The sequence below is a fragment of the Xylophilus sp. Leaf220 genome, from assembly GCF_001421705.1.
GTDB lineage: Bacteria > Pseudomonadota > Gammaproteobacteria > Burkholderiales > Burkholderiaceae_C > Xylophilus.
Genome location: NZ_LMKO01000001.1, coordinates 152,050 through 175,590, shown reverse-complemented (window position 1 = coordinate 175,590; position 23,541 = coordinate 152,050). Strand labels below are relative to the sequence as shown.

Below are 23,541 nucleotides of genomic sequence, written 5' to 3'. Positions count from 1 at the left end.
GCTCGGGCGAAGTGGCGCGGGGCGGGTGTTCAGGCGGCGCGCAGGTCTCCCGGCGCCGGCTGGTTCCGGGCCGCGGCCAGTCCGACCAGCACATCGCCGACCACGATCACCGACGGGCTGCCCAGCCCTTCGGCCACGATCGTGGACTGCAGCGCGCCGAGCGTGGTGACCGCATGCCGCTGCGTCGGCAGGGTCGCGTTCTGGATGACGGCCACCGGCGTGCCGGCCGGCAGGCCCGACAGCAGCTCGTCCTGGATGCGGGCCGCGCCCGACACGCCCATGTAGATCACCAGCGTGAGCCGGGCCGCATGCGCGGTGGCGGCCAGCGCCCGCCAGTCGGTGCCGGAGTCTCCGGGCTTGGCATGGCCGGTGACGAAGACCACGCCGTGGGCATGCTCGCGGTGGGTCAGCGGCACGCCGATCGCGGTCATCGCGGCCAGGCCCGAGGTGATGCCGTTGACCACCTCCACCTGCACGCCGGCGGCCCGCAGATGCTCCACCTCCTCGCCGCCGCGGCCGAAGATGAACGGGTCGCCGCCCTTCAGCCGCACCACCCGCTCGCCGTCGCGCACCGCCATCAGCATCAGCTTCTCGATGAAGGCCTGCGGCGTGCTCTTGCAGCCGCCGCGCTTGCCGACGTAGACGACGCGTGCGGTGGGCGAGGCCAGCGCCACGATCGCGTCGGCCACTAGGTCGTCGACCAGCAGCACGGTGGCCGCACGGATCGCCTTGACCGCCTTGACCGTCAGCAGGTCCGGGTCGCCCGGGCCGGCGCCCACCAGGGTGCAGCTGCCGTGGGGGAGGGGGGCGAGGGGGTCTTGCATCGTCATGGGCGGGGCTCCTGATTCGGTTGTCGTGCGGCCGGGGCGAAGGCCTCGCGCGTCGCTGTCTCCTGGGTCGCGATACGCAAGATGTATTCCACCTGGCGGGCGATGGGACCCGGTACCGGCAGCGCGCCGCCGAGCACGGCGCGGGTGTAGTCGGCGGTGGTCCGCACGTCGATCTCGTCGGGCAGGCCAGGCACCGTGGGCAGGGTGCCCGGCTGCTGGGCCTGCAGCTCCATCCGGGCGCCGTGCACGAAGCCGGTCATCTCGGGGGTGCGGCGCGGGTCGGCGACCACCTCGCCCTCCATGCCGCGCGACAGCATCGCGGTGGCGCCTGTCAGCTCGAACACCGCGCCCATCGATTCCGCGTACGGCAGGTGGGTGTAGCTGGCCACGAGCACGGCCGGGCCGTCGCACGGGTTCATCAGCTTGACGACGCTGTGCGCCGGGTTGCGCAGGCCGATCACCCGGCGCACGTCCAGCAGGCGTTTCAGGCCGGGGCAGAGCAGTTCGGTCGGCGCGAAGGCCACCGTGCCGTCTGCTATGGAATCGATAGCTGTAAGTCGTCGCACACCAACGGCTTCGAGTACATCGGATGCCAGAACCCGGCTCGATTCCGTCGCCGCGCCGTGCACCAGCACCGGCAGGCCTTCGCGGGCCACGAGCAGCGCCAGCAGCGGTGTCAACACGGGCAGGCGGCGTGCGCCGTTGTAGCTGGGCAGCACGACCACCGGCCGCTGCGAAGCGGGCACCCGGGCGGTGCGGGCGGCGGTGGCGTCGAGGAAGCCGGCCATCTCCTCGGGCGTCTCGCCCTTGATCCGCATCGCGAGGCAGAAGGCGCCGATCTCCAGGTCGGTCACGCTGCCGTCGAGCACCTGGCCGAAGAGGTCCGCCGCCTGGGCGCGGTCGAGCGGCTTGGCGCCCCGGGCGCCGCGGCCGATTTCCTTGATGTACTGGCTGATGCCCATGCGGCTCGTATGTCTCGTTCGTGGGAAAGGTGGGAACCGCCGATTGTCGAAGATCGGTTCCCACTTTCGGCTATATGCCGAATGACGCCAGGGTCGTCATGCGCCCACGGTGATTGCCGGCTCCGCCGCGGCGGCCGGCGTGGCCCGCACGATGCGCCGCAGCTCGGGAATGCACGATCCGCAGTTGGTGCCGCATCGGAGCGCGCCCTGCAGCGTCGCGAGGCGCGCGTCCTCGGTGCCGGCGCAGCCGGCCAGGAAGCCCGCGATCGCCGGCTCGGTGACGTTGAAGCAGGTGCAGACCTGCCGGCCGCGCGACGCCACCGCCACCGGCGCGGTGGCGCCCGGCACCAGCAGCAGCCGGCCGTAGGCCTGGGCCGGCAGCTCGTCCTGCAGCAGGGTGCGCAGCCACGATTCGGCCCGGGTGTCGCCCGCCAGGACGAAGCCGTCGATGAAGGCATCGGCACCCTCGCGGCGCAGGCGTATCGCCCGGCGCTGGCCGCGGCGGCGGTCGGCGTAGCGCAGCGCGTCCGGCGTGCCCAGGCCCAGCAGTTGTTCGACCTGCGCGACCAGGGCTTCGGGCGGCGCCTCGTAGGCCGCGGCTCGGAACAGCACGCCGAAGCGCTCCTGCTCGGGCGCGGCCAGCGGCGCGTTGTTGGAGAACGGCACGCAGGTGGCGAAGGGGAACTGCGCCATCAGCGTGCGCAGCGCGTCGCGGGCGGCGAGCGCCTCGCCCTCGGGCAGCCAGGCCATGCCGAGCAGCGTCCAGGGCAGCTCGGCCTTCAGCACCTTCACCGCGGTGTGCTTCAGCTCGGGCTGCTTGGAATCGGGGCAGTAGGCGGGCAGGGTGAGCGCGTTGACGCCCGCCAGCCGCTGGCCGATGGAGGACTGGCCCGACAGGAATTCCTCGCCCCAGTGCATCGCCATGAAGGCCTGGGTCATGCCCACGTCTTCCGACGGCTGCACCGGCACCACGATGGAGCCGCGGCGCGAGGTGAGCTGGACCAGGTCGCCCGCCGCGAGCTTGCGGCGCGCCATGTCCGACGGGTGCAGCTGCACCGCCGGTTCGGCCACGTGGCCGAACAGCCGGCCCAGCGTGCCGGTGCGGCTCATGCCGTGCCACTGGTCGCGCAGCCGGCCGGTGGTGAGCGAGAAGGGGTAGCGCGCGTCGCGCGGCTCCGCCACCGCCCGGTAGGGCACGGCGACGAAGCGGGCGCGGCCGTCGGGGGTGGCGAAGCGGCCGTCCTCGTAGAGGCGTGCCCTGGGCGCTCCGCCCTCGGGCAGCGGCCACTGCTGCGGGCCCTGCGCATCGAGCATCGCCCACGAGAGGCCGGTGATGTCGAGGTCGCGGCCGCGGGTGGTTTCGCGGTGCTCGTTCCAGATCGCCTCGGCCGACGCGTCGGCGGCGAACGGGTCGAGCGAATAGGGGAACAGGTGCTGCGGCAGGGCCGGCAGCCGTGCGGCCAGGCGCTGTGCGAAATCGGTGGCGGCGGCCCAGTCGTGGCGGGCGGCGCCGGGGGCGGGCACGGCGGGGCGGACCCGGCTGATGCGGCGCTCGCTGTTGGTCACGGTGCCCACCTTTTCGCCCCAGGTGGTGGCGGGCAGCAGCAGGTCGGCGAAGGCGCAGGTGGCGGTGGTGGCGAACGCCTCCTGCACCACGACGAAATCGCAGCGCTCGAGCGCGCGGCGCACCATCGCCTGGTCTGGCATCGACTGCGCCGGGTTGGTGCAGGAGATCCACAGCGCGCGGATCTCGCCGTCGGCCGCGGCCTGGAACATGTCGATCGCGCTCCGCCCCGGGGTGGCGGGCACGTCGGCCACGCCCCACAGCGCGGCCACTTCGGCGCGGTGCTGCGGGTTGGCCATGTCGCGGTGGGCCGAGAGCAGGTTCGACAGGCCGCCCACCTCGCGCCCGCCCATCGCATTGGGCTGGCCGGTGAGCGAGAACGGCCCGGCGCCGGGGCGGCCGATCTGGGCGGTGGCCAGGTGCAGGCCGATCAGCGCGGTGTTCTTGGCGGTGCCGCTGGTCGACTGGTTCTGGCCCATGCAGTAGAGGCTGAGCGTCGCGGCCGAGGTGGCGAAGAGGCGCGCGGCCTGGAACAGGTCTTCCTTCCTGATGCCGCAGAGGAACGCCACGTTGTCGGGCGTGCAGTCGCGCACCAGGGCCTTGAGCGCATCGAAGCCGGTGGTGCGCGCCGCGATGTAGGCCGCATCGGTCCAGCCCTCCCACAGCATGATGTGCAGCATGCCGTGGTAGAGCATCACGTCGGTGCCGGGCTGGATCGCCAGGTGCAGGTCGGCGGCGGCGGCGGTGTCGGTGCGGCGCGGGTCGACCACCACGATCTTCATCGCCGGGTTGGCGGCGCGCGCGTCTTCGATCCGGCGGTAGAGGATCGGGTGCGCCCAGGCGGTGTTGCTGCCGGTGATGAACAGGCAGTCGGCATGGTTCACGTCGTCGTAGCAGACCGGCGGCGCATCGGCGCCGAGGGTCTGCTTGTAGCCGGCCACCGCGCTGCTCATGCACAGGCGCGAGTTGGTGTCGACGTTGTTGGTGCCGATCAGGCCCTTGGCCAGCTTGTTGAAGACGTAGTAGTCCTCGGTGAGCAACTGGCCCGAGAGATAGAAGCCCACCGCGTCCGGCCCGTGGGTGCGGATCGTGTCGGCGAACCTGTCGGCGGCCAGGTCCAGCGCGGTGTCCCACGGCAGGGCCTGCGGCGCGGCGCCGCGCGCGGCGCGCAGCATCGGCTGCAGCAGGCGGGTCTGCAGGGTGACCTGGGCGGTGGCGGTGCGGGCCAGGGTCGAGCCCTTGGTGCAGAGCCGGCCGAAGTTGGCCGGATGCGCCGGGTCGCCGCGCACGCCGGTGATCTGCCCGTCGTGCGATTCGATCACCACACCACAGCCGACGCCGCAGTACGGGCAGGTGGACTTGGTTTCCTGCATGGGCTGTTTCGCTGGTGGTGGGAGGGGGCGGACGGCGGGGCGGGGCAAGGCGTTCAGGCAGCGGCGCCGGCCATGTCGTTCTGCGGATGGCCGGTGTCGTTGGCGCCGTGGGCGCCCACCGCACGCGGGCCGGCCACGGGACGCGGCAGGTCGGTGGCGTGCGTGGCCAGCTCGCCCGCATCCAGGTGCACCACGCCGGCATCGACGCGGACGGCGAAGCGCGGGGTGCAGCCCTCGTCGGGCGCCTTGGCGCAGCCGTCGTCCATGCCGATGGTCCAGTTGTGCAGCGGGCAGGCCACGCTGGTGCCGAAGACGATGCCCTGGCTGAGCGGGCCGCCCTTGTGCGGGCAGCGGTCGAGCAGTGCGAAGACCTGGTCCTGGTCGTTGCGGAACACGGCCACGTCGACGCCCACCGGGCGGGCGACACGGCGGGAGCCGAGGACCGGGATGTCCTCGACGCGGCAGATGGGTTTCCATTCGCTCATGGGGTTCCTTGTGGTGCGGTGCGGTGCGGTGCGGCGTTCAGACGGCCACGGCGATCGGGATGACCGGCGTGAACTGGCGGGTGTCGACCGATGCCTTGGCCGATTCGAGCCACGGGTCGGGCGCGCCGTCGAGCGAGAACTGCAGCCGCTCCCACAGCGCCTTGCGGTTGGCCTCGTCGTCGAGGATCTTCTTCTTGACGTAGTCCAGGCCCACCCGGCCGATGTAGTGCACCGTGCGCTCCAGGTACCAGCCCTCTTCGCGGTAGAGCTGAAGGAAGGCGCCGGCGAATTCCATCACTTCCTCGGCGGTCTTGACCTTCACGAAGAAGTGGGCCACCTCGGTCTTGATGCCGCCGTTGCCGCCGACGTACATCTCCCAGCCCGAATCGACGCCGATGATGCCGACGTCTTTGATGCCCGATTCGGCGCAGTTGCGAGGGCAGCCCGAGACGGCCAGCTTGACCTTGTGCGGCGCATACATCGCCCACAGCGCACGCTCCAGGTCCTTGCCGAGCTGCGTGCTGTCCTGCGTGCCGAAGCGGCACCATTCGCTGCCGACGCAGGTCTTGACCGTGCGCAGCGCCTTGGCATAGGCCAGGCCGCTCGGCATGCCCAGGTCGGCCCAGACGCCCTGCAGGTCTTCCTTCTTGACGCCCAGCAGGTCGATGCGCTGGCCGCCGGTGACCTTGACGGTGGGGATCGCGTACTTGTCGGCCACGTCGGCGATGCGGCGCAGGTCGGCCGCGGTGGTGGTGCCGCCCCACATGCGGGGAATGACCGAATAGGTGCCGTCCTTCTGGATGTTGGCGTGGCTGCGTTCGTTGATGAAGCGGCTCTGCGGATCGTCCTTCGCCTCCTTCGGGAAGGTGCTGATCAGGTAGTAGTTGAGCGCCGGGCGGCAGGTGGCGCAGCCGTTGGGCGTCTTCCAGCCGAGGGTGCGCTGCACCTCGGCCATGCTGGTCAGGTGCTCCTTGCGGATCGCGTCGCGCACTTCCTGGTGGCTGTGGTCGGTGCAGCCGCAGAGGGCCTTCTTCTTGGGCGTGGACGAGTAGTCGCCGCCCGCGGTGAACATGATGATCTGCTCGACCAGGCCGGTGCAGGAGCCGCAGGACGCGCTGGCCTTGGTGTGCTTGCGCACGTCCTCCAGGGTGAACAGGCCCTTCTCCTTGATCGCCTTGCAGACGGCGCCCTTGGTCACGCCGTTGCAGCCGCAGACCTCGTCGGTATCGGCCATCGCGGCGGCCTTGTTCTGGCCCTGGTGGCCGGTGTCGCCCAGGTTGGATTCGCCGAACATCAGGCGGTCGCGGATGTCGCTCACGCTGCGGCCTTCGCGCAGCAGCTTGAAGTAGTAGCTGCCGTCGACCGTGTCGCCGTAGAGGCAGGCGCCGACCAGCTTGTCGTCCTTGATCACCAGCTTCTTGTAGACGCCGCCGAAGGGGTCGCTCATCACGATCTCCTCGGTGCCTTCGCCGCCCATGAATTCGCCGGCACTGAAGAGGTCGATGCCGGTCACCTTCAGCTTGGTGGAGGTGAGCGATCCGAGGTAGCGGCCGATGCCCATCTCGGCCAGGTGGTTGGCGGCGACCTTGGCCTGCTCGAACAGCGGCGCCACCAGGCCGTAGGCGATGCCGCGGTGGGCGGCGCATTCGCCGACCGCGTAGATGCGCGCATCGGTCACCGTCTGCAGCGTGTCGGTGACGACGATGCCGCGGTTGCAGTGCAGCCGGCTCTTCTCGGCCAGCGCGGTGTTGGGGCGGATGCCGACGGCCATCACCACCAGGTCGGCCGGGTCTTCGGAGCCGTCCTTGAAGCGGATCGCCTTCACCCGGCCGCCCTTGCCGTCTTCGCTGTCGCCCACCAGCTCCTGGGTGTGGGCGTTCAGGCGGAACTGCAGGCCGCGGTCTTCGAGCGACTTGCGCAGCATGCTGCCGGCCACGTCGTCGAGCTGGCGCTCCATCAGCCAGCCGCTGTTGTGCACCACCACCACGATCATGCCGCGCAGCATCAGGCCGTTGGCAGCCTCTAGGCCCAGCAGGCCGCCGCCGATCACCACCGCATGCTTGTGCGTCTTGGCGGTCTCGATCATCGTGTTGGTGTCGGCGATGTCGCGGTAGGCGATCACGCCCTCGAGCTGGGCGCCCGGCACCGGCAGCATGAACGGGTTGGAGCCGGTGCAGAGCAGCAGCCGGTCGTACGGGGCCTCGGTGCCGTCGTCGGCCCGCACCACGCGCCTGACCCGGTCGATCTCGGTGACCTTGCGGCCGGCGTGCACCGTGATGCCGTTCTCTTCGTACCACGACCACGGGTTGAGCACGATCTCCTCGACCGTCTGCTCGCCCGCCAGTACCGGGGAGAGCAGGATGCGGTTGTAGTTGGGGTGCGGCTCGGCGCCGAAGACGGTGATCTCGTAGAGGTCGGGGTCGATCTTCAGCAGCTCTTCGAGCGTGCGCACGCCGGCCATTCCGTTGCCGACCAACACCAGCTTCTGCTTCTTTACGCGCATGTCCATACAGGTCCTCCGTGGGGCCATCCTGAAAACGAAAAAGGCGTCCGCATGGACCGTGGCCAGCGGGGGCTGGTACGACATGCGGACGCCTTTGTCCTCGAGCCCTTCGCGACGCCATTGCCGCGCAGAGCCTATGGAGGGATCGATGCAAGAGGTGTGCCAGCGAATTCGGCATTGCGATCGGAGAACCACGCCGGGCGGTGCCACGTGAGCGTGCGGGTGCAGCACGGGTCCCGGTGCGATCGCCTCAGATTGGTGCGCTGCGACATGCACCGTCCGGAGGCGATGCGACCGAAAGCATCTTGGCTATGCCGGGCCAGCTGTCCGCCCTGGCTTGCCGCTTTTCGACAAGGTCTAGCCGACGGGTGCCTGCCACGATCGGGCGCACCGCCGGTCCTTATGCCCACATTGAACTATCTGATTGCTTTAATTACAATGGCACCAACGCACGATTTTCGTGCAGCACAAAAGTTTTATCATGCAGATCACACAAGCCACGGCAAGCGTGAAGGTCGTCGGAGCTAACGGGCAAATTTCCCTTGGCAAGCAGTTCGCCGGGCGCCAAGTGCTGGTCGAAGAGCGGGAGGCCGGTGTCTGGCTGATCCGCACCGCGACGGTCGTACCCGACAACGAGCGCTGGCTTCACCGGGAGGAGACGGCGGCCGACCTGCGCCGCGCACTGGACTGGGCGGCAGCCCATCCCGCCTCCGACGCCCAGGCGGACGCAGTGTTGGACGTATTGGGGGCCAAGCGCTGATGGCCGCCGGCGACGCGTTGGTGAGGTTGGACCTGAACAATCCCGTCTTCCAGGAAAACCTGCTTCACCTGCAAAAGCCCGATCGCCATGCCGCCCTCGACACCCTCAAGAAAATACGGCAACTCACCTGGGCCCAGCTGTACCGGGACAACGGCTTGAAGTGGGAGAAGATCGCGAGTGTCGCGCCGCCGGCGGGCGTCGATGCGATCTACGCGTTGCGCATCACCCAGGCGCGCCGCTGCACCGCCTACCGGGACGGCGATTTCATGCGCTTTTTGACCATCGCGCCCGACCACGACGCGACCTACGGTCGCAAGTGAGGGTGCTGGCCTCGAATAAAAAAGTGTCTGTAGCCGCCGCCATGCGCCGGCCGTCAGCTATCAAGATAGGAGCGATATGCCCGCGTGTTACCGTGCTGGCCCGGGTGTCGGTCAGGCCATGCCGATGCCCGTAGGGCTTGCTGCTCTCCGCCTGCGGCGACACGAACGATCGACATGAGCTTCGATCTCGACATCGGCTTCGCCTCGCTCGCCGCGGGCCGTGGCGGCGGTGCCAACGAGGACTTCGCCGCCGCGATGGCGGGCGACGATGGCGAGGACCAGCGCGGTGCGATCGCGGCGATCGCCGACGGCGTGAGTGCCGGCGGCATGGGGCGCGAGGCGGCGCAGACCACGGTGACCAGCCTGGTGCGCGACTATTTCGGCACGCCCGCCACCTGGGACACGACGGTGGCGCTCGACCGGATCATCGCCGCGCAGAACGCGTGGCTGGCGGGCATCAACCGGCGCCGCGCGCCGGCCCTGGGGCTGACCACGCTCACCGCCCTGGTGCTGCGCGGCCAGTCGTACGCACTCGCCCATGTGGGCGACACCCGCGCCTACCTGCTGCGTGGCGGCGCGCTGGAACTGCTGACCACCGACCATACGGTGGCCCATCCGGATTTCGCCCACCAGCTGACCCGCAGCATCGGTGCCGACGACCGGTTGGTGGTCGACTACCGGCAGGGCGAGGCGCAGACCGGCGACCTGTTCGTGCTGCTGACCGACGGGGTGCACGGCAGCCTGTCGGAGCGCGACATCGCCGTGCTGGCGCAGCCGCCGCTGGAAGGCGCCGATGCGCAGTCGATCAGCCAGGCGCTGGTCGACGCGGCCCGCCAGCGCGGCAGCGGCGACGACGCGACCGCCCTGGTGCTGCGCGTGCGCGGCGCCGCCACCGCCACGCTGCACGACGCCCAGTTGCGCGCGTCGGAGCTGCCGGTGCCGCCGCCTCTGAAGGTGGGCGACACGCTCGACGGCCTGACCGTCACCGCGCTGGTTTCCGACGGCGGCGTGGCCCGGCTCTACCAGGTGCGCGACGCCCAGACCCGGCGGCTCTATGCGCTGAAGACGCTGCAACCCTCCCGCGCCCACGACGCCGAAGAGCGCGCCACCCTGGCCCACGAGGCCTGGCTGGCCCGCCGCATGCAGGGCGGCCGCGCCGCCGACCACCTGGTGCGACTGCACGGCGCGGCGCCCACCGGTCCGGCCACCGCCTTCTACCTGCTCTACGACTGGCACGGCGGCGAGACGCTGCAGCAGATGCTCGACCGCGGCCAGCGCCCCAGCCCGGCCCAGGCCGTGGCCATCGCCCTGCCGGTGGCGCGCACCCTGGGCCAGCTGCACCGGCAGGGCGTGATCCACCGCGACATCAAGCCGGCCAACCTGCACCAGGGCGAAGACGGCAGCATGCGGGTGCTGGACCTGGGCGTGGCCCTCAGCGGCCGCGAGCCCGCCGCCACCCGCGCCCTGCATGCCGGCACCCCGAGCTACATCAACCCGGAGCAGTGGGACGATCCGCCACGGCCCGCCGACGCGCAGAGCGACCTGTTCGCCCTGGGCGTGACGCTCTACCAGCTGCTGACCGGCGCGCTGCCGTACGGCGAGGTGGTGCCCTACCAGCGCGGCCGCTATTGGCGCGACCCGCTGCCGCCCAGCCGCCGCAACCCGGCAGTGCCGATCTGGCTCGACCACGTCGTGCTGAAGGCGGTCGCGCGCGACGGCAGCCTGCGATTCGAAACTGCCGAGGAGATGGTGCTGGCGCTGGAGCGGGGCGCCTCCCGGCCGATCACCGCGCCACCCGCATCGCCGCTGGTCGCGCGCGATCCGGCGGCGCTGTGGAAGATCGGGCTGGCGGTGTCGCTGCTGCTGAACGGGCTGCTGGTGTACTGGGTGCTGTTCCTGCCGCGCTAGGGCGGACGGCGGCCCGCGGCATCTGCAAGCACCGGCGTTGCACCGGTGCATCGGAAGAGAGGCCGGCGTGGGCCGGCCTCGATGCCGAACCGATCAGAAATCGATCGCGGCCGACAGCATGAGCGTGCGGGGCGCGCCGACCGTCACGTAGTTGCTGATGACCCAATAGGCTTTGTTCGAGGCGTTTTCCAGGCTGGCGCGCAGGGTGACCGGCTTGCCGGCCACACGGGTCGCGTACCGGGCGCCCAGGTCTACCCGGGTCCACGACGGTGCGCGCAACAGGTTGGTCGCGTCCGCATAGGTCGACGCGGTACTGATCACCCGGCCATTCACGCTCAGGCCCTGCACCCACGGTGTGTCCCAGTCCAGGCCCAGGTTGTAGGTGTGGTCGGGCACGCCGGCCGCGTCGTTGCCCTGGTTGACGCCGCCCGCGGTACGGGTCAGCACCGCGTCGTTGAAGGCGGCGCTGGCCATCACCCGCAGGCCGCGTTGCACTTCGCCGTAGGCGCTCAGTTCCAGGCCGCGGTTGCGTTGTTCGCCACCGAAGCTGTAGACGCGCGTCAACGGGTCGGTGACCGACGCGGGGCGTTTGATCTCGTAGAGCGCGGCCTGCGTCATCAGGCGACCCCAATCGACTTTCACGCCCACTTCGTGCTGCTTGGATTTCTGCGGTGCGAAGACTTCGCCGATATTGGCGGTTCCGGCGCCGGCGATGCCGCCCCGCGTCAGGCCGGAGGTGTAGTTGGTGTAGACCGAGATGTCCTTCGTCGCCTTGAACACCAACCCCGCCAACGGGGTGACCGCGCTCGCCTTGTACGGCGTGCCGCTGACCGCGCCGGTCAGGACGTTGTAGCCGGTTTGCTCGATGGTCTGGTTGCGCAGGCCCACGGTGAGCAGCACCCGGTCGTCGGCGAAGGCCATGGTGTCGGCGAGGGCGACGCTGTAGTGCTTCAGTTCGCTGCTCTTGGACGGCTCGCCTCGTGCGAAGTTGATCGCAGGCAGAGGTGCGGGGTTGTAGATGTTCGAAGCGACCGGCGTGCTGGTCAGTTGGTAGAAGTAGCCGATTTCCTGGTTCAGGTAATTGGCCGCCAGGGCCACCGTGTGCTTCACGCCACCGGTGTTGAAGCGGGTGCGGATGCCCGTGTCGGCGGACGAGGTCCTGTTGTAGGCGTCGTAGTAGCCGTTGTTGACGGTGAAGTTGCCCAGCGCATCCACCCGGCGTGCCGCGGTCGGGAAATGCTGGTCGCCCCAGCTGTCGCTGTAGCCGATCGCGCCCCAGGCGGTGGTGCTGTCGTTCAGGTCGTACTCCAGCCGGGTCATCGCGGTCTTTTGGCCGTCGGTGAGTTCGGCGCCGGGGTAGAAGCTGCCGCGCGGGTTGGGCACCGCCGGCATCTGGGTGATGCCGGCCAGGAACGCGGTCTGCGGGCGGAAGCCGACCGTCTTGCCGTCGGTCGCGAAAGCGTCGAACGACCAGCGCAGCCGGCTGCCGGCATAGTCCACGCCGACCGCGGCGACGTCGGCACGCTGGCGGCCGCCGTCGATGTTGCCCTCGCCATTGCGCAGCAAGCCGTTGAACCGGACGCCCCACTGGTTGTCCTCGCCGAAGCGACGGCCTAGATCGAGATGCGTTCCGAACTGCGCCTTGCCCATGTAGGTGGTGGTCAGGCGGGTCAGGGGAACGTCACCGGCCCGCTTGGTGACCACGTTGATGCTGCCGCCGACGCTGCCGCCGGGTCCGACACCGTTCGTGAGCGAGCCGGGACCCTTGAGCACTTCCACCCGTTCGACCATTTCGAGCGGGACACGCGTCGACGGTGCCAAGCCGAACAGTCCGTTCAGGCTCAGGTCGGTGTTCTGGACCGTCAGGCCGCGAATCTGAAAGTCGTCGCCGAAGCCGCCTCGGGCCTGGAGCGTGCGCACCGAGGCGTCGTTCATGACCACGTCGGCGGTGGTGAGCGCCTGCTGGTTCTGGATCAGCTCCGAGGTGTAGTTGGTCGTGCTGAACGGCACGTTCATCAGATCGGTGCGGCCCAGGATGCCTAGGTCGCCGCCGCGGGCGAGCTGGCCGCCGGAGTAGGTCTTCTGCAGTCCGCCGATGGCCTCGGCCTGGTCCGACACGGTGACGTCCTTGAGGCGCGATCCGTCCGTCGACGTCTGGGCGGCGACGCCCGCGGTCGCCAGCACCAGGCCGACGCCCAGGCATTGGCGGATCGATTGCACGAGGAGGGTGGGGGCGAAGCGGAAGCGCGTGGCCGGCGAAAGAGCGCTGGGAGAGTGCATGAGTGAGATGAGAAAGGAGAGGAACCGGCCGAGTCCGGCAGAGCCGTGCGCCGCGCCGAGGAGGCGCATCACGACATGCATAGCTGGCCAAAAGCGAAACGCAATGACAACTATTCGCATAATAAACCGTAACTGGCGAAATACCCGGATACATCGTGAATGCTTGCTGAACCGGGTGAAGATTTGTCGTCGAAGAAGAACGTTTCGGCGAAACAACGCCCATATCGCTCTGCATATGCCGCGCCGCCGCTCCTGCGGTGCCTTGCACCCGGTTTAAGCTGCCTCCGAGCTCACTTTTACCGCCAGCCCTGTTCTGGCATCACCTACCGATATGCCAGCCAGCATCCACCGCCGCTCCCTCCTCCTCACCACCGCCGCCGCACCCTGGCTCACCGCCTGCGCCGGCGGCCCCGCTCCCGACCGGCTGGCCGAGGCGCGTGCCGCGTTCGCCCGCATCGAGACTGCCGCCGACGGCCGCCTGGGGGTCTGCGCTTTCCGGACCGACGGAGGGCCGGTCGTCCAGCACCGGGCGCAGGAGCGGTTCCCCGCCTGCAGCACCTTCAAGACGCTCGCCGCCGCCGCGGTATTGGCGCGCAGCGATGCGGTGCCGGGCCTGATGGACCGGGTGGTGCGCTACGGGCCGGCCGATCTGGTCAACTATTCGCCGGTGACGTCGAAGCAGGTGGGGGAGGGCATGACCTACGCCGCGCTCTGCGCTGCGGCGCTGCAGTACAGCGATAACACCGCCGGCAATTTGCTGCTGCGCGAGATCGGCGGGCCGGAGGGGTTGACGCGCTATGCGCGCGGCCTGGGCGATACGGAGTTCCGCCTCGACCGCTGGGAAACGGCGCTCAACGATGCGGTACCCGGCGATCCGCGCGACACCTGCACGCCCGGCGGCATGGCGCGCAACCTGCAGCGGCTGCTGCTGGGCGATGCCCTGGCACCGGCGCATCGCGCACGGCTGACGGAGTGGATGCGCGGCAACACGACCGGCGGCGCCCGCATCCGCGCCGGCGTGCCGGCCGGCTGGCCGGTGGCCGACAAGACCGGCTCGGGCGATTACGGCACGGTCAACGACATCGGGGTGGCCTGGCCGCCTGCCGGCAGCCCGCTGGTGATCGCGGTGTACTTCACGCGGGCGGTGCCGCCGGCCCCGGATGCGCCGCTGCGGCACGACGTGGTGGCCGACGCCGCCCGGGCCGTGGTGCGGGCCCTGGCGGTGTAGCGCGCCGAGCGGGGTCGGTCGGGCGGGATCGTTGCGCTGCCGCGGCGCAGCGCCGCGGCCCGGTCAGGCGACGCGTGCGCGGCCGCCGCGCTCGGCCCAGGTGCGGGTCCAGCGGATCTGCATGAAGCGCAGCAGCACCAGCATCGCCAGCGCGCAGGCCGCGAACAGCACGAAACCCCACAGGTAGGTGCCGGCGTACTGCTTGGACAGGCCCATCGCGTTGGGCACCAGCCCGCCGCCCAGCGCACCGATCTCGCCGATCATCGAGCCGGCCACCGCGGTGGTCAGCGGCCAGCGCAGCGGCACCAGCTGGAACAGCGCGCCGTTGCCGGCCCCCAGCGCGGCGAAGCACACCAGGAACAGCAGCACCGTGACCGGCAGCGACTGCTGCGCGAAGCCGCACAGCACCAGCGACACGGCGACCACCGCCAGCACCGCGGTCAGGGTGTTCACCCCACCCCAGTGGTCCGACAGCCAGCCGCCGAAGATGCGCAGCGCCGCGCCCATGAAGGCCGCCAGCATCGTCAGCTGGCCCGCCTGCGTCTTGCTCACGCCGAACTGGTCGTAGAAGTAGCTGGGCAGGAAGGTGGTCAGGCCGATGAAGCCGCCGAAGGTCACCGCATAGATCAGGCTGAAGGCCCAGCCGTCCTTCTCGAACAGGCAGGCGATGTGGTCGCGGAAGCTCGAATGCTTGTCCAGGTCGGGCGGTTCCTGGGCGAAGACAATCATCACCACCATCGGCACGATGATGCCAAGGGCCGCGAAGCCGTACACCGTCTGCCAGCCGTAGGCCTGGGCCAGCGCCGGTGCCAGCAAGGCCGACACCGCAGTGCCGACGTTGCCGGCCCCCACCAGACCCATCGCCAGGCCCTTGTAGCGTGGCGGAAACGAGCCCGAGCCCAGCGACAGTGCCACGCCGAAGCTGGCGCCCGCGATGCCCAGCAGCACGCCCATGGCCAGCAGGTCGTTGTAGGAGCTCACGTAGAAATAGCCGAAGGCCATCGCGATCGCGATGCCCACCATCTCGACCAGCGTCGCGTTCTTGCGGCCGATGTACTGCGCCAGCAGCCCCAGCGGGAAGCGCATCAGCGCGCCCGCGAAGATCGGGATCGACAGCATCACGCCCTTTTGCGCCGGGCTCAGCTGGAAGGCCTCGCTGATGAAGGGCGCCATCGCGCCGTTGATCACCCAGATGCCGCAGGAAAACGCGAAGTACAGGAAGGAGGCCCAAAGCGTGGGGGCGTGGCCCGCATTCAGGAATGCCCGGAAGTTCAGCATGGCGGCGTCTCGTGGTCGTAGTCGGTGCATCAACGCAAAAAGGCGTCCGTGCAGCCTGCGCCACCGAAGTGCGCAGGCTGCAGAGACGCCTTTGTCTGTTTGGAAATGCCGCTTCGTTGCGCCATTTCCGTGCGGCCGTGTCGGGCCGCGTCAAATTCATGCAGGTTCCATGCCACGGGTCGCACGGTGTCGTGCGCCGTGCGACCCGCGCCGCACGCTCAGGCGGCGGTCTTCTCCACGTGTGCCTGGCGGGTGTAGAGGAAGTCGATCACCGCCTTGCGGCAGTGCGCGTACTGCGGGTCCTCGGCCAGCGCCACCCGGTCGCGGGGCCGCGGAATGTCGACCGCCAGCAACTCCCCGATGGTGGCGGCCGGGCCGTTGGTCATCATCACGATCTTGTCGGACAGCAACACCGCCTCGTCCACGTCGTGGGTCACCATCACCACGGTGCTCCTGGTCTTGGCGACGATGGCGAGCAGCTCGTCCTGCAGCTTGGCGCGGGTCAACGCATCAAGTGCGCCGAAGGGTTCGTCCATCAGCAGCACCTGCGGCTCCATCGCCAGGGCCCGGGCGATGCCCACGCGCTGCTTCATGCCGCCGGAGATCTCGCCCGGCCGTTTCTGCGCCGCCGGCACCAGGCCGACGAGAGCCAGCGCGGCGTTGGTGCGGTCGCGCAGCTGGGCTTTCGATTCGGTGGCCGAGAAGACGCGCTCCACGCCCAGGAAGATGTTCTCGTAGCAGGTCAGCCACGGCAGCAGCGAATGGTTCTGGAACACCACCGCCCGCTCGGGGCCGGGGCCGGTGATCTCCTTGTTGGCGCAGAGCAGGGTGCCCTGCGTGGGCGTGGTGAGGCCCGCGATCAGGTTCAGCAGCGTGGACTTGCCGCAACCCGAATGGCCGATCAGCGCCACGAACTCGCCCTTGGCGACGGTCAGGTTGATGTCGCGCAGGGCCGGGAACGCGCCCTTGGCGGTCTTGAAGGTCTGGGCGACGTTCTGGACTTCGATGAACTTGGTGGACAGCGACGGATTGCTCATGACTTCACCTCTTCGAACGTGAACGCGGTCGCCAGCTTGATCAGCGCATATTCGAGCAGCAGGCCCACGATGCCGATCACGAAGATCGCGATGATGATGTTCTTGACGTTGAGGTTGTTCCATTCGTCCCACACCCAGAAGCCGATGCCGACGCCGCCGGTCAGCATCTCGGCCGCGACGATCACCAGCCAGGCGGTACCGACGGCCAGGCGCACGCCGGTCAGCATGTAGGGCAGCACGGCGGGGAACAGGATCTTGGTGAGGATCTTCCACTCGCTCAGGTTGAGCACCCGGGCCACGTTCATGTAGTCCTGCGGCACCCGCTGCACGCCGACGGCGGTGTTGATGATCATCGGCCAGATCGAGCAGATGAAGATGGTCCAGATGGCCGCCGGATTGGCGCCCTTGAAGACCAGCAGGCCGATCGGCAGCCAGGCGAGCGGCGAGACCGGCCGCAGCAGGCTGATCAGCGGATTGCACATCCGCGAGAGGAAGCTGAACCGGCCGACCGCGAAGCCCACCGGAATGCCCACCACCGCCGCCAGGCCGAAGCCCAGCGCCACCCGCTGCAGCGAGGCCAGCACGTTCCAGCCCACGCCCTGGTCGTTCGGCCCCTTGCTGTAGAACGGATCGCTGAAGACGACGATCGCCTGCTGCAGCGTGTCGGCCGGCGTCGGGATGCTGCCGGCGGTGACGGCCGAGACCAGCTGCCACACCACGCCCAGCAATGCGATGCCGACTGCCGGCGGCAATATCCGCAGCCAGAAGCCCCGCCAGTCGCGCGGTATGCGGGCCGGCTTTTGGGCGCCCTTGAGCCCTGCAGCCGGCGATTCGCTTGGACTTGCTGCTATGGTATTCATAGTGACGGGAGGGTGGGGCCGGCCGGGGGCCGGCGGGTCGGTGGGCGGGACGGCGAGGGGCGAGTGGAAGACGGCGCTGACCATGGTGGTGCTCCCGGTGGGCTTAGGCGTGGACCTTGAACGAATCGGCGTACTGCTTCGGGTTCCTGCCGTCCCAGACGGTGCCGTCGATCAGCTTGCTGGTGCGCAGCGTGTCCTTCGGCACCGGCGTCTTGCTGGCCGCGGCGGCGTCCTTGTAGATGCCGATTTGGTTGATCTGCTGCGCCACGGCCAGGTAGTCGGGGTGGTCCTTCAGCAGGCCCCAGCGCTTGTGCTGGGTCAGGAACCACATGCCGTCCGACAGGTACGGGAAGTTGACGTTGCCGTCGGCGTAGAACTTCATGTAGTTCGGGTCGTCCCAGGTCTTGCCCAGGCCGTTCTGGTAGCGGCCCAGGATGCGCTGGTTGATCGCGTCGACGCTGGTGTTGACGTAGGACTTGTCGGCGATGGTCTCGGCCATCTTCATCTTGTTCTGCAGGCCCGCGTCGATCCACTTGCCGGCCTCCAGGATGGCGGCGGTCACCGCGCGGCAGGTGTTGGGGTACTTCTTGGCGTATTCGCCGGTGGTGCCCAGCACCTTCTCGGGGTGGTCCTGCCAGATGTCCTGGGTGGTGACCCCGGTGATGCCGATGCCGTCCATGATCGCGCGGTGGTTCCAGGGCTCGCCGACGCAGAAGCCGTCCATGTTGCCGATGCGCATGTTGGCCACCATCTGCGGCGGCGGCACGGTGATGACCTTGCTGTCCTTGAGCGGGTTGATGCCGTAGGCCGCCATCCAGTAGTACAGCCACATCGCGTGGGTGCCGGTGGGGAAGGTCTGGGCGAAGGTGTATTCGCGCTTCTCGGAGGCCATGAGCTTGGCGAGCGAGGGGCCGTCGATCGCGCCCTTGTCGGCCAACTTCTTCGAGAGCGTGATCGCCTGGCCGTTGTGGTTCAGGTTCATCAGCACCGCCATGTCCTTCTTGGCGCCGCCGATACCCAGGTGCACGCCGTAGACGAGGCCGTAGAGCACGTGGGCGAAGTCGAGTTCGCCGTTGACCAGTTTGTCGCGCACGCCGGGCCAGCTGGCCTCCTTGCTGGGGACGATCTTCACGCCGTATTTCTTGTCGATGCCCAGCACCGACGCCATCACCACGCTGGCGCAGTCGGTCAGCGGGATGAAGCCGATCTTGACCTCGGCCTTCTCCGGTGCGTCGGAGCCGGCGGCCCAGACGCCGCTGTGGCCCAGGGTGGAGAAGATCGCGCCGGTGCCCACGGCGCCGGCCTTGCCGAGGAAATCGCGGCGGCCTGCGCTGACGGGGGCCGTGGCGGTTGCGGGGGCGGAACCTGGGGACTGCGTTGCCATCTTTTCAACTCCTGAGTGTGTCGGGGAAACCGACCCGGAAAATGAAAACGGCGCCCATCTCTCGACCGCAGGCTGGCGCCGCCGGTGGGAGATGGACGCCGTTGTCCGGGTGTCTGGGTGACCTTGTGACCCGACCGCCGTTGGCCGGGTTACGGGTACGACAAAGCAGGAGTCGTGCCAGTCCGTGGAGGTGGGATCGGCCGGGAAAGCGGGCCGCGGCGGTGCGCGGAGCGCTGCATGGTGGCCCGCAGGCGCCGCTCAACGCCGTGCGGTGGTGCGGCGCACCATTAGCGGAGGGTGGCGGTGCGTACGCCGGTCAGCGCGCACCACCGGGCAGCAGGTCGGCCATCGCCAGCACCGCCTCGGCCACGTCGACCAGGCGGCGGTTCTGGCTCATCGCCGTCTGGCGCAGCATCTTGTGGGCTTCTTCCTCGCTCAGCTGGCGGTGCGCCATCAGCAGGCCCTTGGCGCGCTCGACCAGCTTGCGCTCGTTGAGCGAGGCGCGCACGGTGGTCAGCTCGTCGTTCATCGCCTGCAGGCGCTTGGATTGCTCCTGCACCATCTCCAGCACCGAGCGTTCCAGGTGCGGGCCGTACGACTGCGGCGCCACCGCGAAGCCGTCGGCCGGCGGCACGGCGAAGCCGCCCGGGGCCGGCGCCGGGCCGGCCAGGGCCGCCAGCAGCGACTGCTGCGACTGCAGGTCCTGCCGCGCCTGGGCGATCTTGCTCTGGCAGCGGGCCAGCAGGTCGGTCGCCAGCCGCGCCTCGACCGCCTGCATCGCGTCGATGCGGGCGCTGCAGCTGTCGAACCAGCCCTGGCTGGCCTCGGGATCGAGCAGGCCGTCCTCGGGCGCGGTGCAGCCGATGCGCCGCAGCCGTTCCAGGTCGGCCAGCGGCCGGCCGGCGTTGCAGGCCTGCCAGAGCGCCAGCGGGCCGGCCTCGGCGAAATCGGTGAAGACCTGGAAGCAGCGCTCCTGCGAATCGATCAGGTGCAGCCACTGCTGCTGGCGCCGGGCATCGGAGCGGCCGCTGGCGAAGGCAGCGGCGCCGGTGGCGCGCTCCTGGCCGGCGAACTCCTTGCCCTGCATGAAATTGAACATCGCCACCAGCAGGCGCGAGACCTGCGGATCGCTCGCGCTGTCGGCCGCCTCGAACACCACCGCCAGCAGGCCCGAGACCAGCCGGGTGAAGGCCTGCGTGGCCTCGGATGCGGTGATGCCGTCGAGCGTGTCGATCCGCTGTCGCAGCGCGGGCAGCGATTCCAGCCCGTGCAGCACGTAGGCGATGCGGCTGAAGAGCCGGGCGCCGTTGCCGATGCGCCCGCCGTCGATGTCGAGCCGGTCGAAAGCGGCGCGGGCCTCGGCCTCGAGCCGGCGGCATTCGGCGATCTGCTGCGCCCGCTCGGCCGTCCAGCGCCTGCCGCCCGAGCTGAGCACCAGGTTGCTCATGCCGCGCTCCCGCTGCAGCGCATGGGTGAACTGGCCGGTGCGCTGCACCAGCTCGCTGGTCAGCATCAGCTGCTCCAGCTCGCGGATCTCGCATTGGCGGGCGGCGATCAAGAAACTAAGGCCTGATGTCATGGAGGAACGTGTGCCTGGATTGCGCGGCGGGGCAGGGGGCCGGCCGCTGCGTCGTGGGTGCGCCATCATGCCCGAGCGGTCGGGGCCGGCCGCCTACACTCCAGGGATGCTGGTACTGGGTATTGAATCTTCTTGCGACGAGACGGGCGTGGCCCTGGTGGAATCCGACGGCGCCGCGCTGCCGCGGCTGCGGGCGCACGCGCTGCACAGCCAGATCGAGATGCACCAGGCCTACGGCGGCGTGGTGCCCGAGCTGGCCAGCCGCGACCACATCCGCCGCGTGCTGCCGCTCACCGAAGCGGTGCTGGCCGAGGCCGGCAGCACCCTGGCGGCGGTCGACGTGGTGGCCTACACCCGCGGCCCGGGCCTGGCCGGCGCTCTGCTGGTGGGTGCGGGGGTGGCCTGCGCGCTGGGCGCCGCGCTCGACCGGCCGGTGCTGGGCGTGCACCACCTGGAGGGCCACCTGCTGTCGCCCTTCCTGAGCGCCGACCCGCCCGCGTTTCCCTTCGTGGCGCTGCTGGTGTCGGGCGGTCACACGCAGCTGATGCGGGTCGACGGCATCGGCCGCTACGAAATGCTGGGCGAAACCATCGACGACGCCGCCGGCGAGGCGTTCGACAAGAGCGCCAAGCTTATGGGCCTGGGCTACCCCGGCGGCCCCGCTCTGTCGCGGCTCGCGGCCCAGGGCGATCCTGAGGCCTTCAAGCTGCCGCGTCCCCTGCTGCACAGCGGCGACCTCGATTTCTCCTTCGCCGGCCTCAAGACCGCGGTGCTGGTCCAGGCCAAGCGGCTGGGCGACGACCTGGAGGCACGCAAGGCCGACCTGGCCGCATCGACCCAGGCGGCCATCGTCGACGTGCTGGTACGCAAGACGATGACGGCGCTGCAGCAGTCCGGCCTGGACCGGGTGGTGGTCGCCGGCGGCGTGGGAGCCAACGCCCGGCTGCGGGCCGAGCTGAACCAACGGTGCGCGGCCCGCGGCATCCGGGTGCACTACCCCGAACTGCATCTGTGCACCGACAACGGCGCGATGATCGCGATGGCCGCCGCGATGCGGCTGCAGGCAGGCGCCGCGGATGCCAACCGCGGCTACAGCTTCGACGTCAGGCCGCGCTGGCCGCTGGACCAGATCGACGCCGTTTGAGAGGGCACAACGGCTAGGGTTTGGCTCGCATCGGATGCTGTCCCGGTCCGAGAAAAAGCCACCAGGGCCGGTCAAAGCAGTGGTGGCTTTTGCGTTGCTGCACAGCATGCGCCGCGTGGCGTGTCGGAAGGTGTGAAAGAACCGTAGCGAGCAAGCCCGAGTGTGCGTTGAGGACCGGAGCCGTACTTCGGTACGGTGAGGACCGCAGACGCGCAATCGGGCTGCGCAGTAGGTTCTCTCGCACCTTCTCAGTCGATGGCCAGCGTGGCGACGTTGCTGACCGGCTGCTTCTTGGCCAGGTGCAGGCTCAGCACGCCGTGCTCGAGCTTGGCGCTGCTGGCGGTCGCGTCGATCTCCTGGGGCAGCTCGTAGGCCGCCTTGAAGGCGCGGGGTGCGCCTTCGACGCTGTCGATGCGCAGCACGGCGCCCTCCAGGCCGATGCTCAGATGTTCGCGGGCCAGGCCGGGCACGTCGATCTGCAGGTCCCAAGCGGCATCGTCCTGGCCGACCAGCGTGGCGGGGTTGCGGGCCTGGGTGCGTGGCGCCAGCAGCGCCTCGTTGACGAAGCGCTCGAAGCTGCGGTCGACGGCGCGGGGGCCGGTGGTGTAGGAAGCGCGGCGGATCACGGGTGCGAAGAACATGGAAAGCTCCTTGGTTACACTGCGCGGCCCTCGGACGGATGAGCGCCGCATGCAGCGAATCTGCGCACCCGCCGGGGCATTTCAAGAGAGAAACATGCGCCTCGAAAATATGCTGTCCGGTGCCTTGAAAACAGGCGCCGCAGCGTTATGTGCCTCGGTTTTTTGCGCTGCGGGTCAAGCGCCCGAGGCATCCGCGCCGGCCGCGGCCGCCGGCCGCCCGATCAAGATCGCGATGGTCGAGAGCCTGTCGGGGCCGTTCGCCAACACCGGCGAGGCGGTCTTCCGCAACCTGGTCTGGGCGATCGACCGGGTCAACGCCCGCGGCGGCGTGGCGCTGCCCGGCGGTGCACGGCCGCTGCAACTGCAGCGCTACGACAGCAAGGGCCAGAACGAGGAGACGCTGTCGGCCCTGCGCGCCGCGATCGACGACGGCGCGGGCTTCGTGGTGCAGGGCAACTCGTCGGCCACCGCCGCCGCGCTGGTGGACGCGCTGGAGAAGCACAACCAACGCGATCCGGCGCGCCGCATGCTGTTCCTGAACTACTCGGCGGTCGATCCCGCGCTGACCAACGAGAAATGCAGCTTCTGGCATTTCCGCTTCGATGCCCATGCCGACATGCGGATGGCCGCGCTGATGCAGGTGCTCCGGGACGACCGTGCGCTGCGCCGCGTCTACCTGATCGGCCAGGACTACAGCTTCGGCCAGGGCGTGCTGCGCGAAGCGCGGCGCCAGCTGGTCGCCACCCGGCCCGATGTGGAAATCGTCGGCGAGGAACTCCACCCGATGGGCCGGGTGAAGGATTTCGCGCCCTATGCCGCCAAGATTCGCGCCAGCGGCGCCCAGGCGGTGATCACCGGCAACTGGGGCAACGACCTGACGCTGCTGGTCAAGTCGGCCCGCGAGAGCGGCTTCGACGGCACCTTCTACACCTTTTACGGCAATGCGCTGGGTGCGCCCGCGGCCCTGGGCGATGCCGGCGTCGGCAGGGTGATCGCGGTGGCCGACTGGCTGCCCAACGTGCCCGGCGCGCAGAGCGAGGCGTTCTACACCGCCTTCCGCCAGCGCTACCCCAAGCCGGCCGACGACTACGTCCACATGCGGATGCAGTTGATGGTCGAGTCGCTCGCCCAGTCGATCGGCCGGGCCGGCACCGCCGAGCCGCTGGCGGTGGCCCGCCAGCTGGAGACGGCCGATGTCGAACTGCAGGGCCAGCGCGGCCACATGCGGGCGGCCGACCACCAGTTCCAGCAGGGCCTGGTGGTCGGGGTGATGGACCGGCAGGGCGCGCCGGGCGTCAGGTTCGACGTCGAAGGCTCGGGCTACGGCTTCCGGGTGATCAAGGCGCTGACGCCGGCCCAGGCCGAGCTGCCGACCACCTGCAGGATGCAGCGTCCCGGCTGAGGT

General features: G+C 69.6%; 18 protein-coding genes. 6 read left to right on the top strand and 12 right to left on the bottom strand.

Annotated features, from left to right (window positions below; translation table 11 throughout):
* Positions 1 to 29 precede the first annotated feature (29 nt).
* The 5 genes from cobA to nirB all read right to left on the bottom strand — a co-directional run bounded on the left by cobA (position 30) and on the right by nirB (position 7,723).
* Entirely contained in the window at positions 30 to 830 is an 801-nt protein-coding gene (gene cobA / locus ASE76_RS00770) for a uroporphyrinogen-III C-methyltransferase (RefSeq protein ID WP_236698298.1), read from the bottom strand.
* A complete protein-coding gene (gene ybiB / locus ASE76_RS00765; protein ID WP_055833264.1) occupies positions 827 to 1,792 on the bottom strand; it encodes a DNA-binding protein YbiB in 966 nt (321 codons plus the stop codon). Before ybiB ends, cobA begins: the two co-directional genes overlap by 4 nt.
* A gap of 96 nt (positions 1,793 to 1,888) precedes the next feature.
* Entirely contained in the window at positions 1,889 to 4,729 is a 2,841-nt protein-coding gene (locus ASE76_RS00760) for a nitrate reductase (protein ID WP_055833261.1), read from the bottom strand.
* Positions 4,730 to 4,782: 53 nt separating this feature from the next.
* Positions 4,783 to 5,214, bottom strand: coding sequence for a nitrite reductase small subunit NirD (gene nirD / locus ASE76_RS00755; RefSeq protein ID WP_055833260.1), 432 nt, complete (start codon positions 5,212 to 5,214; stop codon positions 4,783 to 4,785).
* Positions 5,215 to 5,251: 37 nt separating this feature from the next.
* On the bottom strand, positions 5,252 to 7,723 hold the full coding sequence (gene nirB, locus ASE76_RS00750; RefSeq protein ID WP_055833258.1) for a nitrite reductase large subunit NirB: 2,472 nt from the start codon (positions 7,721 to 7,723) through the stop codon (positions 5,252 to 5,254).
* A gap of 475 nt (positions 7,724 to 8,198) precedes the next feature.
* Between nirB and ASE76_RS00745 the strand changes: the two genes are divergently transcribed.
* From ASE76_RS00745 to ASE76_RS00735, 3 genes are all read left to right on the top strand, one after another.
* Positions 8,199 to 8,477: a hypothetical protein gene (locus ASE76_RS00745; RefSeq protein WP_055833255.1), complete on the top strand. Its 279-nt coding sequence runs from the start codon at positions 8,199 to 8,201 to the stop codon at positions 8,475 to 8,477.
* Positions 8,477 to 8,797 carry a hypothetical protein gene (locus ASE76_RS00740; RefSeq protein ID WP_055833251.1) on the top strand — a complete coding sequence of 107 codons (321 nt, stop codon included), beginning with the start codon at positions 8,477 to 8,479 and terminating at the stop codon, positions 8,795 to 8,797. The genes ASE76_RS00745 and ASE76_RS00740 overlap by 1 nt, the downstream gene beginning before the upstream one ends.
* Before the next feature lie 174 nt (positions 8,798 to 8,971).
* A complete protein-coding gene (locus tag ASE76_RS00735; RefSeq protein WP_055833248.1) occupies positions 8,972 to 10,705 on the top strand; it encodes a bifunctional protein-serine/threonine kinase/phosphatase in 1,734 nt (577 codons plus the stop codon).
* Positions 10,706 to 10,798: 93 nt separating this feature from the next.
* Here the strand turns inward: ASE76_RS00735 and ASE76_RS00730 are convergent, their stop codons facing one another.
* Complete coding sequence (locus tag ASE76_RS00730; RefSeq protein ID WP_055833244.1) at positions 10,799 to 12,985, bottom strand: TonB-dependent siderophore receptor; 2,187 nt, start codon at positions 12,983 to 12,985, stop codon at positions 10,799 to 10,801.
* A gap of 331 nt (positions 12,986 to 13,316) precedes the next feature.
* Between ASE76_RS00730 and bla the strand changes: the two genes are divergently transcribed.
* A complete protein-coding gene (bla, locus tag ASE76_RS00725) occupies positions 13,317 to 14,213 on the top strand; it encodes a class A beta-lactamase (RefSeq protein WP_055833240.1) in 897 nt (298 codons plus the stop codon).
* A gap of 63 nt (positions 14,214 to 14,276) precedes the next feature.
* Here the strand turns inward: bla and ASE76_RS00720 are convergent, their stop codons facing one another.
* From ASE76_RS00720 to ASE76_RS00700, 5 genes are all read right to left on the bottom strand, one after another.
* Positions 14,277 to 15,491 (bottom strand): nitrate/nitrite transporter, encoded by a 1,215-nt coding sequence (locus ASE76_RS00720; protein ID WP_055833236.1) that lies wholly within the window; start codon positions 15,489 to 15,491, stop codon positions 14,277 to 14,279.
* A gap of 218 nt (positions 15,492 to 15,709) precedes the next feature.
* A complete protein-coding gene (locus tag ASE76_RS00715; protein WP_055833233.1) occupies positions 15,710 to 16,528 on the bottom strand; it encodes an ABC transporter ATP-binding protein in 819 nt (272 codons plus the stop codon).
* Complete coding sequence (gene ntrB / locus ASE76_RS00710; RefSeq protein WP_082447821.1) at positions 16,525 to 17,472, bottom strand: nitrate ABC transporter permease; 948 nt, start codon at positions 17,470 to 17,472, stop codon at positions 16,525 to 16,527. Before ntrB ends, ASE76_RS00715 begins: the two co-directional genes overlap by 4 nt.
* A gap of 19 nt (positions 17,473 to 17,491) precedes the next feature.
* Entirely contained in the window at positions 17,492 to 18,772 is a 1,281-nt protein-coding gene (locus ASE76_RS00705; protein WP_055833230.1) for a CmpA/NrtA family ABC transporter substrate-binding protein, read from the bottom strand.
* Between the two features lie 316 nt (positions 18,773 to 19,088).
* The gene (locus tag ASE76_RS00700) at positions 19,089 to 20,351 is read right to left on the bottom strand and encodes a nitrate regulatory protein (protein WP_055833225.1); all 1,263 of its coding nucleotides are present in this window, start codon (positions 20,349 to 20,351) and stop codon (positions 19,089 to 19,091) included.
* Between the two features lie 106 nt (positions 20,352 to 20,457).
* On the opposite strand from ASE76_RS00700, the gene tsaD reads away from it, so the two are divergent.
* Positions 20,458 to 21,495, top strand: coding sequence for a tRNA (adenosine(37)-N6)-threonylcarbamoyltransferase complex transferase subunit TsaD (tsaD, locus tag ASE76_RS00695; protein WP_055833223.1), 1,038 nt, complete (start codon positions 20,458 to 20,460; stop codon positions 21,493 to 21,495).
* Between the two features lie 248 nt (positions 21,496 to 21,743).
* On the opposite strand, the gene ASE76_RS00690 is transcribed toward tsaD, so the two are convergent.
* Entirely contained in the window at positions 21,744 to 22,136 is a 393-nt protein-coding gene (locus tag ASE76_RS00690; RefSeq protein ID WP_055833222.1) for an Hsp20/alpha crystallin family protein, read from the bottom strand.
* A gap of 94 nt (positions 22,137 to 22,230) precedes the next feature.
* Here ASE76_RS00690 and ASE76_RS00685 point away from each other — a divergent pair, with 94 nt between their 5' ends.
* Positions 22,231 to 23,538 carry a branched-chain amino acid ABC transporter substrate-binding protein gene (locus ASE76_RS00685; protein WP_082447820.1) on the top strand — a complete coding sequence of 436 codons (1,308 nt, stop codon included), beginning with the start codon at positions 22,231 to 22,233 and terminating at the stop codon, positions 23,536 to 23,538.
* Positions 23,539 to 23,541 lie beyond the last annotated feature (3 nt).